The organism is Psychrobacter sp. AOP22-C1-C5 (assembly GCF_052378885.1).
Classification (GTDB): domain Bacteria; phylum Pseudomonadota; class Gammaproteobacteria; order Pseudomonadales; family Moraxellaceae; genus Psychrobacter.
Window position 1 is genome coordinate 73,211 of sequence record NZ_JBQSYC010000006.1, and the last position, 16,248, is coordinate 89,458.

The 16,248-nt window shown below is 46.3% G+C and carries 9 protein-coding genes; 7 read left to right on the forward strand and 2 right to left on the reverse strand.

Annotated elements, in window-relative coordinates:
* The first annotated feature begins 81 nt into the window (after positions 1–81).
* From phhA to nhaC, 3 genes are all read left to right on the forward strand, one after another.
* Positions 82–1,014 carry a phenylalanine 4-monooxygenase gene (gene phhA / locus ACT3TH_RS09650; RefSeq protein ID WP_444755635.1) on the forward strand — a complete coding sequence of 311 codons (933 nt, stop codon included), beginning with the start codon at positions 82–84 and terminating at the stop codon, positions 1,012–1,014.
* Positions 1,015–1,115: 101 nt separating this feature from the next.
* On the forward strand, positions 1,116–1,454 hold the full coding sequence (locus ACT3TH_RS09655; RefSeq protein WP_444755636.1) for a 4a-hydroxytetrahydrobiopterin dehydratase: 339 nt from the start codon (positions 1,116–1,118) through the stop codon (positions 1,452–1,454).
* A 373-nt stretch (positions 1,455–1,827) separates the two neighbouring features.
* The gene (gene nhaC, locus ACT3TH_RS09660; protein WP_444755637.1) at positions 1,828–3,234 is read left to right on the forward strand and encodes a Na+/H+ antiporter NhaC; all 1,407 of its coding nucleotides are present in this window, start codon (positions 1,828–1,830) and stop codon (positions 3,232–3,234) included.
* A gap of 72 nt (positions 3,235–3,306) precedes the next feature.
* Here the strand turns inward: nhaC and nirD are convergent, their stop codons facing one another.
* Positions 3,307–3,657, reverse strand: a complete 351-nt coding sequence (nirD, locus tag ACT3TH_RS09665) for a nitrite reductase small subunit NirD (RefSeq protein WP_444755638.1) — start codon at positions 3,655–3,657, stop codon at positions 3,307–3,309.
* A 178-nt stretch (positions 3,658–3,835) separates the two neighbouring features.
* Positions 3,836–6,424 (reverse strand): nitrite reductase large subunit NirB, encoded by a 2,589-nt coding sequence (nirB, locus tag ACT3TH_RS09670; RefSeq protein ID WP_444755699.1) that lies wholly within the window; start codon positions 6,422–6,424, stop codon positions 3,836–3,838.
* 621 nt (positions 6,425–7,045) lie between these two features.
* Between nirB and ACT3TH_RS09675 the strand changes: the two genes are divergently transcribed.
* The 4 genes from ACT3TH_RS09675 (at position 7,046) to ACT3TH_RS09690 (ending at position 15,978) form a co-directional block, all read left to right on the forward strand.
* The gene (locus ACT3TH_RS09675) at positions 7,046–8,554 is read left to right on the forward strand and encodes a NarK family nitrate/nitrite MFS transporter (RefSeq protein ID WP_444755639.1); all 1,509 of its coding nucleotides are present in this window, start codon (positions 7,046–7,048) and stop codon (positions 8,552–8,554) included.
* 42 nt (positions 8,555–8,596) lie between these two features.
* The gene (locus ACT3TH_RS09680) at positions 8,597–10,768 is read left to right on the forward strand and encodes a protein kinase domain-containing protein (RefSeq protein ID WP_444755640.1); all 2,172 of its coding nucleotides are present in this window, start codon (positions 8,597–8,599) and stop codon (positions 10,766–10,768) included.
* A 195-nt stretch (positions 10,769–10,963) separates the two neighbouring features.
* A complete protein-coding gene (locus ACT3TH_RS09685) occupies positions 10,964–12,520 on the forward strand; it encodes an NAD(P)/FAD-dependent oxidoreductase (protein ID WP_444755641.1) in 1,557 nt (518 codons plus the stop codon).
* Complete coding sequence (locus ACT3TH_RS09690) at positions 12,517–15,978, forward strand: molybdopterin-dependent oxidoreductase (RefSeq protein ID WP_444755642.1); 3,462 nt, start codon at positions 12,517–12,519, stop codon at positions 15,976–15,978. The genes ACT3TH_RS09685 and ACT3TH_RS09690 overlap by 4 nt, the downstream gene beginning before the upstream one ends.
* Positions 15,979–16,248: the final 270 nt, after the last annotated feature.

Genomic DNA, 16,248 nt, shown 5'->3' on the forward strand with positions numbered 1-16,248 from the left:
CATCTTATTTTGAATCAACAGTGTCAAAGTAAACAGATGATGTAAAAGTAATGGACTCATCGTAATAAAAGGAATACAGGCATGGAACGCCTACAACAGACTTCTAGTATCAACGCTGTCAATGCGAGTACTATTCATAACAATACTGGCAATGCTAACAATATAGCCTCCAAGATTATTGGTATCGATGGATCTCGTCATGACGATTCAACACCTCAAAAACAACCTTATGTGTCGCATCAGCCAGATGCCAATGGTCATATTCATTATAGTGATGATGAGAATGCCATGTGGCAAGCACTGCTTGAGCGTCAAGCCAAGCAAACCCCCAATCGCGCGTGCGTAGAGTACCTACAAGGTTTGGACAAGCTGAATCTGCCGCCGACACGTATTCCTCAGTTACAGGATATTGATGAAGTATTGCAAGCCACTACTGGCTGGCAGACAGCGGCTGTGCCTGCATTGATCAGCTTTGGTAAGTTTTTTAAACTCTTGGCCAATAAATCCTTTCCCGTGGCAACCTTTATCCGCCGCTTTGAGGACATGGATTATATCGAAGAACCTGATATTTTCCATGAAATCGTTGGTCATTGCCCGCTACTGACGCATCCTGCTTTTGCCACTTTTAATGAGACATACGGCAAGCTTGGTCTAGAAGCCACTAAAGAGGAAAGAGGATTTTTGGCGCGGCTTTATTGGTTTACCATTGAGTTTGGTTTGGTCGGTAGCAGTATGGAAGATCGGAAAATCTATGGCGGTGGTATCTTAAGCTCACCCTCTGAAACCATCTATGCCCTCAGTAATGAGCCAAACCACAGCCCAGAGTGCCGCGCGTTTGACTTATTGGATGTATTGCGCACGCCTTATCGCATCGATCAGATTCAGCCGGTTTATTATGTCATTGATGATTTGGATACGCTGTTTGATATCATTAATAGCGATATTAGGGGAGCGGTCAAGCAGGCCATGTCATTGGGATTGTTTGAACCGACTTATCCAGTCAAAACCCGCTGATGGTTCAAATGGGTTTTCAGTACTAAATATTTAAATAAAAAAACAGCATCAACATGGATGTATGTATCAAAAAACAATGGTTAAATTAAAAGGATATTATCATGACTGCATTATCACAAAACAGCTGCGAAGCCTGCCGCATTGGCGCACCAACAGTCGATGAAACTGAAGCAAAAGAACTACTACAACAAATCCCTGATTGGGCACTGATTGAGGTAGATGGCATCAAACAGCTACAGCGCCAGTATAAATTCAAAAACTTCGTCAAAGCGATGGCATTCGCCAATCAAATCGCAGAAATAGCCGAACAAGAAGGGCATCATCCTGGCATCTTGGTAGAGTGGGGCAAAGCAACCGTAACATGGTGGTCTCACAGCATCAAAGGCTTGCATCACAACGATTTTGTCATGGCAGCTAAGACCGATCGTTTATTGGATTAGGGCGTGTTTGATGATTCAACCATGGCACTGACAGAGACTATTTTTTAGGCGATTCGAAGGTAAAAATAGTGAGTATAGTTATTCTATACGGCTATTTTTACCTTCGAAGCGGCAAAAAAGAGTCCTGTCCTTTCAGGCTGATGCTAAAACTGCCCCATACTGTGTTGCAAGTCTCGCTAAGGTATTAACATTATCATCGACTTGCGCCTTGTCTGGAACAGTTTTAGCGATCAGCAGTGCCTATTTGTGAATATCAAGCACGCCCTAATCCGATTGGCAATCGCCAAACAAACTCATTAAACTTGCCCCCACCTAAATTCAATATTGAAATTCAATCTAACGCCAGCTTCCACTGGCGCTTTAAGGATGTGTGATGCCTCCAAAAATATTAACTCAAATTTCACCTCAACTGGCGTTTATGATTTCTGCCATTGTCATCGCTATCATGGGCGTTACCATGATTGGCTTTGGCTGGGTTCCTCATTTATCATTAATACTTGCTATCTGTGTCTTACTGGCTATTGGTCTGTTCAAAGGCTTGAGCTTTGATGACATGCAAACGCAAATGGCATCTGGTGTCATGCGCGGTATTGGTGCGATATATTTATTCTTCTTTATCGGCTTAATGGTTGCCGCCTTGATGATGTCTGGTGCCATTCCAACGCTGATGTATTTTGGCTTTGAGCTGATATCGCCAGAGTATTATTATATATCTGCCTTTGTATTGACCTCTATTATCGGTATTGCTTTGGGCAGTAGTTTGACGACAGCTGCGACATTAGGCGTGGCTTTTATTGGTATGAGTAACGCTTTTGACGCTAATGTAGCAATCGCGGCAGGCGCAGTGGTATCAGGGGCGTTTTTTGGTGATAAGATGTCGCCACTGTCTGACACTTGTACCATTGCCTCATCGGTTGTAGGTATCGATTTGTTTGAACACATTCGTAATATGATGTATACCACCGTGCCTGCGTGGATATTGACAGTTATCCTGTTTTGGTTTTTCTCAGGGCAGACGGCAGGTTCTGATCTCAGTGAAGTCATCGTATTACAAGGACAGCTGATTGAAAGTGGCTTGGTGCATGGATATGCGGTGTTGCCTTTTGTAGTGTTGGTTGGATTAGCGGTGTTTCGCGTCAATGCTATCTATACGATTATTTGTACCATTGTAACTGCTTTAATCATTACCTATTTGCATAGCTCGCCAAGCTTTGGACAGCTGGGTGGTTATCTGTTTGCAGGCTATACCCCTGCCGAATCATTGGAGTTGGGTGAAGTCGGCGGTATGCTGTCGCGTGGCGGTGTGCAAAGCATGCTCTTTACTCAGGCGATTGTGATACTGGCACTTAGTCTTGGCGGACTGCTGACCGCATTGGGTATCTTGCCAGCATTATTGTCAGGTATAAAGGATACGCTAACCACATCGGGACGCGCCATATTTGCGGCTGCCATGTCAGCATTGAGCATCAACGTGCTGATCGGCGAGCAGTATTTGAGTATCTTACTGTCTGGTACGGCGTTTCGTCCGACGTTCGAGCGTTTGAATTTACATCCCAAAAACTTGTCTCGCACCATTGAAGATGCCGGTACGGTTATCAATCCTTTGGTGCCTTGGAGTGTGTGCGGCGTGTTTATCAGTCAAGCGTTAGGCGTACCTGTGCTTGATTATCTGCCTTATGCGTTCTTCTGTTATTTGTCTCTACTGCTGACGATACTGTTTGGTTTTACGGGCGTGACGATCAGTCGCCTAAAAAGTCATGAGTCAATTAAGACAGCATAAGAAATTCTTAAAGCAATGAAACTTCTATGAAAAAATTTAGGGCGTATCTTCAATGAGGATACGCCCTGTTTTTTACCAGCCTTGCAGAATAATATTGTTATTATTTAATGTCACCTGATAAGCCTCTAGTATCACACTCTCATCATCCAAGCATTGCCCTGTGGCAAGGTCAAAGCGCTGCTTATAGATGGGCGAGGCGACATAGAGTATTTCTTCATCTGTGCCAGTGTCGCTTACAATCGTCGTCCCACCAATCAAACCTCGGGACAGTACGTTTGCTTGGCTAAATGGGTCGTAATTATCAAGGGCGAAGAGGTCGTTTTTTTTGGTGCGAAAGATGGCAATTTGTTTGCCCTCTATCAATGCACAAACGCCTGTATCCGGAATGATGTCGTTAAGATGGCAAATGGTGTGCTGTTGCATGGGATTTTATCCTTAAACAGTGTAGCGTTAATAAAGCGGTCTGCTGGTATAAATTTTTCTTCCTTTACCTCGGCAGGCAAAGGATTTGAAGCATTTGTCCCAGCAGTGCTATCTTCTTTAAAAGGTGTTTTTTAAATTGAATCAACGCTCTGCAAAAGAGCAGGGCGCTGATATTCAGTTAAGCCAACTCCACCAGTTTGATCTCTGACTTTTCCGCGTCAGTTGCAGGGCGAATCTGATCCCGTTCGGTCACAAAGACGACGTTGTCATCGCCTTGCTCACTGTTCACAAAGTGACGGAAGCGCTTGAGTTTTTCGGTATCGTTGATTGTCTCTGCCCACTCACACACATAGTTTTCGATGAGGAGCTGCATTTGTGCCTCAAGCTCCTCCGCAATTCCCAAGCTGTCCTCGATGATGACCGCTTGTAGATAGGCAAGACCGCCCTCTAAACTCTCGCGCCATTTTGAAGTGCGCTGGAGCTTATCAGCTGTTTTGATATAGAACATAATAATGCGGTCGATGTATCTGACCAGTGTCTCGGTATCGAGATCGGTTGCAAACAGCTCACCGTGGCGCGGGGTGATACCACCATTACCGCATACAAATAAATTCCAGCCGTTTTCAGTTGCGATCATGCCAAAGTCTTTACTTTGCGCCTCGGCACACTCTCTCATACAGCCTGACACCCCCATTTTGATCTTGTGCGGTGAACGCACGCCTTTGTAACGATCTTCTAGCCTCAAAGCAAGCCCCATACTGTCGTCAACTCCATATCGGCACCAGTCATTACCCACACAAGACTTGACGGTACGCAGCGACTTACCATAGGCATGACCCGTCTCAAACCCTGCCTGTACCAATTGTGTCCAGATATCTGGTAGCTGCTCCATACGTGCACCAAATAAATCCACACGTTGTCCGCCAGTAATTTTGGTATATAGATTGAACTCTTTTGCGACCTGACCAAGGACGATGAGCTTGTCCGCCGTGATTTCACCACCTGGTACTCGCGGCACAACCGAATACGTGCCGTCTTTTTGGATGTTCCCTAAATAATAGTCGTTGCTGTCCTGTAGCGGGGTCAGCTCAGGTTTGAGCACATAATCATTCCAGCACGATGCCAAAATAGAGGCGACGGTTGGTTTGCAAATCTCACAGCCATGACCGCGACCATGTTCAGTCAGCAATTCATCAAAGGTTCTGATGCCATGCACGCGAATCAAGCTGTACAAGTCTTGACGAGAGTAGGCAAAGTGCTCGCACAAGTCGTTATTGACCTCAAAACCAAGCGTGGTCAGTTGATAGCTCACGGTGTCTTTCACCATGGGCGCACAACCACCGCAGCCTGTACCTGCACTCGTTACTGTTTTTACGTCAGCAATGGAGTACGCGCCGTTTTCGACCGCTGAGCAAATGGCCCCTTTGGACACGTTATAACAAGAGCAAATTGTGGCAGTATCTGGCAAATTATCGATGCCCATTACAGGTTTTTCGACATTGGGTAGTATTAGGCTTTCAGGATGCGCTGGCAGGTCAATGTCATTTAGATACAATTGCAACAAGTTGTTATAGTCTTCGGTGTCGCCGACCAATACAGCCCCAAGCAAGCGTTTGTTATCGGCTGTAGTGACAAGCTTTTTATAAATACCTTCTGCTGGATTCTGATACAGATAGCTGAGTCCGCCTTCAGTCGTGCCATGAGCATCGCCAATACTGCCCACGTCAACACCCATCAATTTCAATTTAGTGCTCATATCGGCACCCGTAAAAGTTTGCTGGCTATCACCTGCAATTTGCGCGGCACAAATGCTTGCCATGCTATAGCCTGGAGCAACTAAGCCAAACACCTGATTGTCCCACACGGCGCACTCGCCAACCGCATAGACATGATCGGCATTGGTGCGACATTGCTCATCGATCAAAATCCCGCCGCGAGCGCCCATTGCAATACCGCATTGCGGGTTGTTTTTTATAATGTCATCTTGAGGTCTAATGCCCGCACTGAACACAATCATATCGGTATCCAATGATGTGCCATCGGTAAATTGCATGGTCAAGTAACTGCCATCATCGCCTGTATTATCAGGATGAGAGACAATTTCTTTGGTGTTTTTGCCTGTCAGGACTTTTACGCCCAGCGCCTCAATTTTACGCTTCAAAATCTCGCCACCCGCTGCATCTAGCTGAACGCCCATCAATTGCGGAGCAAACTCGACCACATAAGTATCTAGACCTAATGTGACCAATGCTTTTGCCGCCTCAAGTCCGAGCAGGCCGCCACCGACTACCACACCTTTTTTGACTTTGGGCAATTCAGCAATGGCTAAAATCTCATCTAAATCAGCAATCGTACGGTACACATGACAGTGCGGATGCTCACGACCCGGAATCGGCGGCACAAACGGATATGAGCCTGTCGCCAATACCAATTCACTGTATTCAATCTGCTCGCCAGACTCAGTGGTGATGGAACGATTGGTCGAATCGATATCTACAATCCGCTGGTTCAAATGCAAATTGATTTGTGACGACTCATAAGTGGTGAGATCGACTAGGTTCAGCTTGCTAGCATCTTTGTGCTCAAAATAACTGGATAGATACACACGGTCATAAGCAGGGCGGTCTTCTTCTGCAAACACATGAATCTCAAATTGTTCATGCAGTCCTTGCTCAATCGCTCTTTCAACAAAATGATGACCGACCATGCCATTGCCAATCACGACCAAATTGCCTTTGTTTTTTATGACTGAGTTTTTTGTGACCATGTTTTTTACGCTCATGTTTTCTGCGTTCATTGTAGTGCTACTCATACGTCTGTCCTCTATATAGCTGATAAATGACATTTAGATGCCTACTACTAGAGAGCATTCAATAATTGTGCCAAGCAACTTTGTTTTTATGTATTTCTTGAGGATTAACCCTACTGGTGGTTGCGTGAAATATGAGGATAAACAGTAGGTTTCTTAACGTTTTGTAGGGATTAAATAGAGGCTAAATAAAAACGAAGATCAACATAAATACTGATCATAAGAATGTCGTTTATGAATTTTTTATAAGTGCCAACATAAAATATTTATGCACCAAAATAGATACTATCGTGCCCCAATTTGGGTTCTCTGATTTCTTAGAAAACCCCTCGCTACTGTCGTTTTATTTATCTGTTTCTAATGCGGATTAAAAAAATGATCGAATGCTAGCACTGCTGCAAAAGCCTTTATCAATGGGCGTTGTCACGTTGACTGAAAACCGTTTCTCATTTCTTAAAACGCTTCACATAAAAACAACTGGCATAGCCATTGCACCGCCTTAAGTGTCTTAACGGATTATTTTTTGGACATCTGACGCTTTGTAATAATCTAAAAGTTAACCATTTGAGGAATTTGCCTATGTCATCATCGACCCCCGTTGCACCTACCAAAGACAAGCTCAATATCTTGTCCTTTTCGGGTAAAAATAAAATCCTGCATTTAGGTTGGATGGCATTTTTTCTAACTTTTTTTGTGTGGTTTAACCATGCACCGTTTTTATCAGCGATTGGTGAGACGTTGAATTTGAGTAAAGACCAAGTCAAAACGTTGCTGATTTTAAACGTGGCATTGACCATTCCAGCCCGTGTCATCATCGGCATGCTGACGGATCGTTTTGGCCCGCGTCTTGTTTATACGGCCATTTTGGCTATCGGCGCGATTCCTTGTTTTACCTTTGCATTTGCGCAAGATTACAACACCTTAGCGCTGTCTCGTTTTTTACTGGGTTTTGTGGGGGCAGGCTTTGTGGTTGGGATTCGCTTGATGAGTGATTGGTTTCCAACCAACGAGCTGGGCACGGCGGAAGGCATTTATGGCGGCTGGGGTAACTTTGGTTCAGCGGCAGCGGCACTATTATTGCCAACCGTGGCGATTGGAGCAGCGGCTGTCTTTGGCGGCGATGAAGGGTGGCGTTATGCCACTGCCGTATCAGGTGTCGTCATGGGACTTTATAGCGTGGTTTTTTACAAGATGGCACGCAACACCCCTAAGGGCGCTACGTACTTTAAACCCAAAAAGTCTGGCGCTATGATGGTGACCTCATCAGGCGACTTTTGGCTCATGATGGCATTTAAATTGCCGATGTATTTGGCCTTGGCTTTATTGGCATGGAAGTTGTCACCTGCGGGCGTGAGTTTGCTCAGTCAGTCTAGTGTTACGATTATCTATATTGGCCTTGCCGTGCTGTATGTTTATGAGTTCATCAGTAGCTATCGCTTTAATAAAGAGGTGTTTACCACGCCTGTACCTGAAGCGCATCGTTATGATTTTAAGCAAGTCGGTATTCTCAATATTCTCTATTTTGCGACCTTTGGTTCAGAGCTTGCCGTCGTCTCGATGTTGCCTCTGTTTTATCAAGAGACCTTCAACCTGTCGATCGTGATGGCGGGTGTGTTAGCGTCGAGTTATGCCTTTATGAACCTGATGTCACGCCCCGGTGGTGGCTGGCTCAGTGATAAATTCGGCCGCAAAATAACCTTGTTGATTTTGACGGCTGGTTTGGCAGTAGGCTATCTATTGATGGGTATTCTGGATTCAACTTGGCCACTGGCGCTCGCATTATTGATCACTATGTTTTGCTCGTTCTTTGTACAAGCAGGTGAGGGAGCGGTATTTGCGGTGATTCCACTCATCAAGCGCAGTATGACAGGGCAGTTTGCAGGTATGACGGGCGCGTACGGTAATGTCGGCTCAGTGGTCTATCTCACGATACTCAGCCTAGTGTCTTATCAGGTGTTTTTCTTTGTGATCGCTGCGACGGCCGTGGTTGGTTTCTTTGCGCTGTTTTTACTTAAAGAGCCATCAGGCGTTATTATTGAAGAGATGCCAGACGGGTCGTTTGCCGAAATCCAAGTCAGTCACAGTTAGCATCAGTCATAGGTAAAACAAGAAAAATAAATGAGGACGACTTTGAACACTATTCTCGAAATCAGAAAAAACAAAAACTATAAAGGCACTCATAAAAGCCAGCAGGATCATGGTCATGAGTTGGGTGCTAATGTAACCACTGACACCGTGACGGGTTTGGATGTTCAAAGCCATACGGCTAGTCAATCGTCGCCCATTGAATCGAGCCATCCGAGGGCAGATTCTGCCTTGTGGTGGCTTGATTTTTTTACAATGAAAGGTCGCAAAGCCGAAAACCAAGACAGTCTATTGATAACGACTTGCCTGCCGTATCATTTTTTGGCGTCAACATCGACCAAATCGGACGACTTAAACCACGGTGATTCAGCTAAAAATATATCAGTACCGCCAGCGCCACTGTTGGTGCTTATGGCAGACGGCGTCAGTGCTTGCCAGTTTCCAAAGCAGGCCAGCCAATTGGTCATCAACACAGTTGCCGAAAAAATCACACTGGCATTGGCAAAGTTGGCGCAAGTCCAGTATGAGTCACAAGAGCAATCTCAAGCCATGTCTATTAGCTTGGATGACGATCAAGTTGCTAGCATCATTAGGACGGCGGTAGATAAAGCCAATGATGTGTTGTATTTTCCGCAAGCATATCAGCGGGTGCCGCCCTTGTTGTCTACGCTGTCAGGTCTATTGTGCATTGGCGATCGTATCCATTTGTTCCATACGGGCGATTCACGCATTTACCGTGTTGGGATAGACAGTCTGACGGTACTTAGTGACGATCATCGCATTCATCGAGGTGAAGATAAAGGAGCGCTTTCGGCGGCTATCGGTGCTGACAGGCAGATAGAATTACAGCAATTGGTCTTTACGCTGCACCAAGACGAGTGCTTAGCAATCATGACGGATGGTATTTATGAGCATATCGATGCGATAGAGTTGGAGTTTGAGCTGTGTAGTGCGGCCACAACGATGTTTCAGGCGCTGGCTACAATGCACAAACTGCCCGCAGGGTTTCATGCCAGTCAGACCATATGTAAGCATGCGTTTACAGACGGCAGTCATGATAACTTGAGTATGATTATGCTGAGTATGAATGCGATGTCAAATCAATCAGACCCAGCAGACAGTTCTGGTGTGGTTGATCCTCTTGCAAGTGACAGCGCAACGTCCCAAGATATGCATCGCTATCGACTGCCTACAGATTTAGAAGTGGGCGATAGCATTGATGGTTTTACGGTGATCAGCATTATCGCACGCACTGCGCGTAGTCATGTGTATTGGGTGCAAGATGAGGATCATAACGATTTTGTTTTAAAGTCGCCGAGCCTTGACACCATTGCTGATGGTCATTATTTGCGTGATTTTTTACAAGAACGCAAAATTGGTCTAAGCTTGTCAAAATACCGACGGGCGGGTGAATCTGCTTATAATCAAGCCGATCCGAATCTCTTGCAGACGACTGGCTCAAACCAAAGTAGCCCGCATCCTATGGGTTCTGGACTCAACACATCAGGGCTGCTGCGCTATTATCCAGTACCCGCCAGCACCACGTATCTGTATCACTTGACTGAGTATATCGAAGGCGAGAGCTTACGAGATTTTATTGAACGCAATGCACCATGCGATGTATGGCAGACTTATGATTTGTTGACCAAAATCGGTATGACGGTTCGAGTGATGCACCGCAATTATCTGTTGCACCAAGATATCAAGCCCGAAAACATACTATTGACCAAGTCAGGAGCGGTGAAGCTGATTGACTTTGGCTCTGCCAGCTCATCCATCCTAAAAGACAGTACGCGACCACCCAATGGCGATCTGCACTACGCTGCACCAGAGTATTACACCGATGCACCAAAAGGGGTACATTCTGATCTGTTTTCAATCGCCGTGATTGGCTACGAGCTTTTAACAGGCCAGTTGCCGTTTGGCTCGCAAGCTTTGATGAATCCGCAGCAGGCTTTGGTCATGCCAGCGCAGCCATTACGACAACGAAATGTCCCGCCTGTCAGTCAGCAAGCGCTCATGCGGGCGCTACATTCCAATCCCAATGTTCGCTATCAGGCCATCGGTGAATTTTTACAAGATTTTAACCCTGATAACAGAGCACGCAGTCGTGACCCCGAACCTCTGATTAAGAGCAATCCTTTACTGGTATGGCATGGCATTTGCTTCACACAGACTGTCATCATTGTATTATTGTTGTGGGTCTATCTGTCATAGGTATCGTCAGTACAAAGTAAAATTGATACGTTGATAGCCAGTGCTCTGGTACAAGTTTCCCTCGCTTGTTGTGTAACTTTGTCACTCTAGCGACTTCGAAAACTTCATTCCAACTGCACTGTATCAGTAGCCTACATCCAATGAAACACCATCACTTGTTTAACGCTGCACTATGCTGCTAAGGAACGTCTTCATATGTTGCTCCATAGGTCAAAAACTGCCGCACCATCTGATAGTTCTACTACAGAAATGATTGAAACGTCCGCTTATCAAGGCGCTACCAACCCTGTGAATGATCGTGAGGATAACTATAGTCGTGATCATGCCGGAAATGTGGGTATCGTCATCATTGGTGCCGGTATGGCGGGTAGCCGTTTTGCCATTGAGCTTGCGCGGGCTCAACAGAAGAATAAGTGCCGAGACAGTTTGCCTTTGCCCATTACTCTGATCAGTAAAGAGCTGCATGTGGGTTACAACCGCATTATGTTGTCCCCTGTGCTGGCAGGAGAAACGGCGTTTGAGGATACGTATTTGTATGACAAATCAGATTATGAACAATTGGGCATTACGGTACTGGCTGGGGTCAGCGTTGATATGCTTGACACTGACCGGCAGTGTATTGAGCTTGATAATGGGCAAACGCTTCCTTATGTCAAATTGGTGATTGCCACTGGTTCCACGGCTCGAGTGATACCGTTTCCCAATCATACGGCGAAAGGCGTTCATGTTTTTCGTGATTTAGCGGATGTCACCACCTTGACCGAATACGCCCGTCAAGGCAAAACGGGGCTAGTGATTGGCGGCGGCGTATTAGGATTGGAGGCGGCGTGTGCGTTGGCGGCGCAAGGGGCGACCATGAGCGTCATTCATGTGGACGACTATGTGCTCAATAATCAGCTGGATTTGCCTGCTGCTCAGCTGTTACAAGCAGAGCTGCGTCGCCGTGGTGTTGGTCTTGAAGTGTCTGCGAATACTGAAGCGATCGTCACGAATGATACAAATGAGGTATGCGGATTGGCCTTAAAAGACGGTCGCACCTTGCGGGCGGATTTTATCGTGATGGCAGTGGGCGTGATTCCCAATACCGCCTTGGCAAAAGACAGTGGGCTTGAGGTCAATCGCGGCATTGTCGTTGATGATTACATGCACACCAGCTGCCCGCATGTGTATGCGATTGGCGAATGCGTCGAGCTGGATGGTGAGCTGTTCGGCATGGTCGCACCCGTGAATCAGCAAGTCGATACGCTCGTGTCGGTCTTAAAAAACGCAGTGATATCAGACTCTGTAATGTCGGACATCACAGACTCAAACGGTTCAGCGTCCTTGCAAGATTCTTGGATTCCGTTTGTCAGCAAACCTTTGTCATTAAAACTCAAAGTCTCCGGCGTGTCAGCGTTTTCAGCGGGTCAAATTGCCTTTGATGATGATGATAGCGACGCTGAAGCCATTGAAACGCTTGTTTATCGTCAGCCCACCTTAAACCATTATCACTGCCTCTATCTAAAAAATAATAAAGTCGTCGGTGCTGTCCTTTATGGCGACGTCAATGATGGCAGTTTTTACAGTCAGTTGATTATAGATCAGGTCGATATTACGGCTATAAAGGACACGTTAATCTTTGGCGAGGCCTACTGTGATTTGGAAACCATAGATCCGAGTGATCTCACTTGTCATATAGTCACCAATGAACATGGCGAGGAAACTGATAATGATAAAAGCACAGTAACTGAATTAGTAGAGGAGGCATCATGAATGAATCGGCTGCCAGTAAAATCCCAGATAGTAGCGAAACCGTACAAGCTGATGTGTTAGGCCATTTATCTAACAGGTCTAAAAACACGACTGGTCAGGTTATTGCCACTCACAACATTACTACTCATAACACTAGTGCTGCTGAAAAGGTTGATCAAGTAGCGTCATCAACGGTTGATTTGACCAGAACCATTCGCACAACCTGTCCTTATTGCGGCGTCGGTTGCGGGGTTTTGGCTCAGATCGATGACACTGGCAGTATTAGCGTAGCGGGCGATCCTGAGCATCCTGCTAACTTTGGTAAGTTATGTTCAAAAGGCAGCGCGCTTGCCCAAACGCTGGGCACCGAACGTCGATTAAAACAGCCTTATTATCAAAACAAGCTGGCGTCCATGCACCAGCAGCAGCCCATGCCGCTGGATATGTCCTTTGGTACTCATGCTATAAAAAAGTCTGATGCGCAGCCACTCATTAAGCAAACGGACTGGGACAGCGTATTAGCAGATATTGCCAAACGTTTAAACGATACCATCGCCAAATATGGGCGCGACAGCATTATGTTCTATGTCTCAGGTCAGCTATTGACTGAAGACTATTACGTCGCCAATAAATTCATCAAAGGCTTTATCGGTAACAATAATATCGACTCCAATTCTCGACTGTGTATGTCATCAGCGGTAGCAGGGCACAAGCGCGCATTTGGTGCCGATCTGGTGCCGGGCAATTATGAGGACTTTGAAGCTTGTGATTTATTGGTGCTGGTCGGCTCAAATATGGCGTGGTGTCATCCCATTCTTTTCGGACGTTTTTTAGCGGCCAAGAAATTGAATTCGAACAAAAAGCTAATCGTCATCGACCCACGCCGTACGGACTCTTGTGAGTTTGCGGATTTGCATTTACCTATTGCAGCTGGTACGGATACCCATTTATACAATGGTCTATTGCATTATCTTGAGCAGCAAGGTTGCGGTGACGATGCTTATATCGAGCACGTTGATGGTGTTCATGAAGCGTTGACTGCAGCTAAAACATGGACGATTGACAAGGTGGCCAGCGCTTGCCAAGTGCCAATCGATAGTATTCGCCAATTCTATGAGTCAGTGGCGGCCAATGATCGGACAGTCACTGCATTCAGTATGGGGGTGAATCAGTCCAAAAGTGGCACGGACAAAGTCAATGCCATTATCAACACTCATCTATATACGGGGCGCGTAGGTAAAGTGGGCGCGAGTCCGTTTTCACTCACCGGTCAGCCCAACGCGATGGGCGGACGGGAAGTGGGCGCACTGGCCAATTTGCTGGCCGCTCATTTGGATTTGGATAATGCCGATCATCGGCAGCTGGTGGCGGACTTTTGGCAATCGCCGCAGTCTATCTCCTCAAAGGTTGGTGTCAAAGCTTGCGACGCGGCGGACGCTATTTTGGACGGACGTATCAAAGCTATTTGGATTATGGCGACCAATCCGGTGGTCAGTTTGCCAGAGGCGGATAGGTTTCGCCAAGCGCTGGCAGAATGTGACTTGGTAATCGTGTCCGATTGCTCAGTGGACAGCGACACGGTAAAGTGCGCCGATATTGTGCTACCTGCCCAAGGGTGGGGCGAGAAGTCAGGAACGGTGACCAATTCTGAGCGGCGCATCTCGCGTCAACGCTCATTAACACCTGCGGTAGGTATGGCAAAGCCAGATTGGTGGATACTCTCACAAGTTGCCAAGCACATGGAGCTAGCAGGGTTTGACTATCGAGATCCCAGCGAGATATTCAACGAGCATGTGGCGTTGACGGCTTATGGTAATGAGCAAAATGAAAGCACATCAGCCAAAAGCCAGCCGCGTTATCTGAATCTTGCCAATGACTTGTCTGCTTTTATGACAGAGGCCGACCATAACGGTCAGTCTATCTATCAGAGCCGTAAGCCAAGTGCGCTTAGTCGTGAAGACTATGACGTGATGCCACCATTTCAATGGGGCAACACGCGTATATCCATGATTGAGACATCAGATGACTTATCCAATCAGTCGACAGAGGATTCTATTGATCAAATTACCATTTGCGTCAAAGCACAGCTGATCGCCATTACGCCTGCTGATGACGCCAGTGTACCCAATCGGCACCAACAAACGCGACAACCTAAAAGACGGCAGACCGATGTTAATCAACCGTTCTTTAAACCTTACTCTCAATCGGTTAGCCAATTAGAGGAGAATATATCGTCAACCTTTAATGACCCAAACATTGATTTGCGTCTTATCACAGGCAGATTGCGTGACCAGTGGCACACCATGACTCGCACGGGTTTGGCACCACAACTCAATCAGCATCAATCCGTGCCAACGCTAACGCTTCATCCCAACGATGCCCAGCAATTAGGTGTTGCAGCCGATGATTTTGTGCAGCTTTACCCTAAATATGAAGCGACATCTATTTTGGTCGATCATACATCAGTGAGTAATGTACTGGCGCAAGTCACGATTAGCAATGCAATGCGAGTTGGTGACGCATTTATGCCTATGCACTGGAGCGATGCTTTTGCCAGCTTTGCTCGTATGGGTACGTTGATTCCAACAGTCGTGGATCCCCATTCAGGGCAGCCTGAGCTTAAAAACTCCGCAATCAGCATCATGGCAGTGCCAATGCAGGCATTTGGCAAGATTTTGGTGCATCCTGACTGGCAGGACACCGTTATAGTGCAACTGCGTGATATTTTGGACAGTTTTGAGGCAGACAGGCGACAGAATGGACTGTTAGAAAAAAACAGCAGTAGCAGCCTTGATAGTGGCAGTCGCAATACTGCTTCGGCAAGTCAATTACCCGCACTGACTTGGAACCTCAGCCATCAAGTCCATAGTGTATTGATTAACTTTGCTAGCCCAATCGCTAGTGTTGGTGACACGTTGAGTACCCCTGACTTTTGGCAGCAGTTTGTCTCGTCTGTACAGTCATCATTACAGTTGCCAGCACAGGCGCGCACTACGAATACGGCATTCACCATCAACCAACAGCATGATCAATTACGCTTTATTGTGACCCAATCCACTCCCATAACAGCGCTTGATAATGGTGCTGCTGACAGTGCTGTTTTTGAGAATGAAGAGTCCGAGGATAAAGGGTCTGAGGAGCGCCTCATCATGGCGATTTATCTGGCACCAGAACTAAAAGAGTTGCCGACTGTCCATTGGCTGGATAGCTGTTTTGCGGATGCCAGTCAAATCCCTAGCAGCCAGCGTTATAAATGGTTGCTGGCAGGGCGTCCTGCCAGTGGTTACGTCGATCCAGGGCCATTGGTGTGTTCGTGTATGTCTGTGGGAGAAAACATTATTATTAATGCGATTACTCAGCATGATTGCACCAGTGCGACAGCAGTCGGGGCACAGTGCCGCGCTGGTACCAATTGCGGTTCTTGTGTGGGTCAGATCAATGAATTGATCGCGGAACATGCGCAACTAGAGCAGGCTTAATCACTCATGTGGCATGCTGTTTGCAACTAGTAATAGGTAGCGCGAAACTAATTATATATCCTCATGACTTTAACTGATTTCCTTATGGTTTTACCTGCACAGTCAGTCCTAAGTAAAGACAAACGTTATAACGCGCTACTGAGATGAATTTTTCTTGCTTGCTGTGCCTGCGCAGACAGAGGCTGCGCAAAACTTATCTCAGTAGCGCTGTACTTACTTTCTAGTCAAGAAATAATAGTTACAGCTATCTACTTTATTATTTTTATAGTG

Bases quoted from the DNA above. Each gene is read 5' to 3' on its own strand.
- ACT3TH_RS09690 (WP_444755642.1), top strand. From the start codon at position 12,517: ATGAATGAATCGGCTGCCAGTAAAATCCCAGATAGTAGCGAAACCGTA.
- nhaC (WP_444755637.1), top strand. From the start codon at position 1,828: ATGCCTCCAAAAATATTAACTCAAATTTCACCTCAACTGGCGTTTATG.
- nirB (WP_444755699.1), bottom strand. From the start codon at position 6,424: ATGGTCACAAAAAACTCAGTCATAAAAAACAAAGGCAATTTGGTCGTG.
- phhA (WP_444755635.1), top strand. From the start codon at position 82: ATGGAACGCCTACAACAGACTTCTAGTATCAACGCTGTCAATGCGAGT.
- ACT3TH_RS09675 (WP_444755639.1), top strand. From the start codon at position 7,046: ATGTCATCATCGACCCCCGTTGCACCTACCAAAGACAAGCTCAATATC.
- ACT3TH_RS09685 (WP_444755641.1), top strand. From the start codon at position 10,964: ATGTTGCTCCATAGGTCAAAAACTGCCGCACCATCTGATAGTTCTACT.
- nirD (WP_444755638.1), bottom strand. From the start codon at position 3,657: ATGCAACAGCACACCATTTGCCATCTTAACGACATCATTCCGGATACA.
- ACT3TH_RS09655 (WP_444755636.1), top strand. From the start codon at position 1,116: ATGACTGCATTATCACAAAACAGCTGCGAAGCCTGCCGCATTGGCGCA.